Origin of the sequence: Staphylococcus pasteuri, from assembly GCF_030547725.1 — a bacterium.
In the GTDB taxonomy this organism is placed as follows: Bacteria; Bacillota; Bacilli; order Staphylococcales; family Staphylococcaceae; genus Staphylococcus; species Staphylococcus pasteuri.
This window is the reverse complement of record NZ_JAUOQO010000029.1, coordinates 1-574: the sequence shown is the minus strand read 5'-3', so window position 1 is coordinate 574 and position 574 is coordinate 1. Positions and strand designations below refer to the sequence as shown.

Sequence of the window (574 nt, the reverse complement as noted above, 5' to 3'; positions counted from 1 at the left end):
GAACAAGCGCCCTATCGCCAAGCGCTGGCCTCCAAACCCAAACCTTTTAGCTATTCAGTGGATCAAAGCTATCAACGTTACTTAGACTACGCCGAAAAACTGATCGCCCAACGTAACCCACGCGCAATGATGGCCTGCCCTATTTCTACTCAAAGTTACCAGTTGTTAGCTAAGCAGCAGCAATGGATAGGCAAACCTAAAGTCATCCAACTGATCGCGCCGTTTGAACTTCGTCATGGCGAGAACAACAAAGCCGTTCTGCTGATCCACGGTTTAACCGACTCCCCCTATCACTTTCATGACTTGGCGTTACAGTTTTACCAACAGGGCTTTGATGTAAGAACCTTATTGTTGCCTGGTCACGGCACTGCGCCTTCTGATTTAGTCAAAGTAAAGCACCAGCAATGGCAGCAAGCCGCCGACTACGCGATTCAACGCACTCTTAAAGATTACCAAGAAGTGTATTTAGGAGGCTTTTCTACAGGCGGCGCACTAATTCTTAATCACTTGATTATGGAACCCAATAGTGCAGAACAAGTGCAAGGTGTGATGCTGTGGTCGCCCGCTTCTGAAG

1 protein-coding gene is annotated in these 574 nt (G+C 47.9%); it reads left to right on the top strand.

Going from position 1 to position 574, the window contains the following annotated elements; all coding sequences use genetic code 11:
- Positions 1-57: 57 nt before the first annotated feature.
- Positions 58-574: alpha/beta hydrolase (locus tag Q4528_RS12655; protein WP_303521811.1), on the top strand; the 517-nt coding region annotated here is incomplete at its 3' end.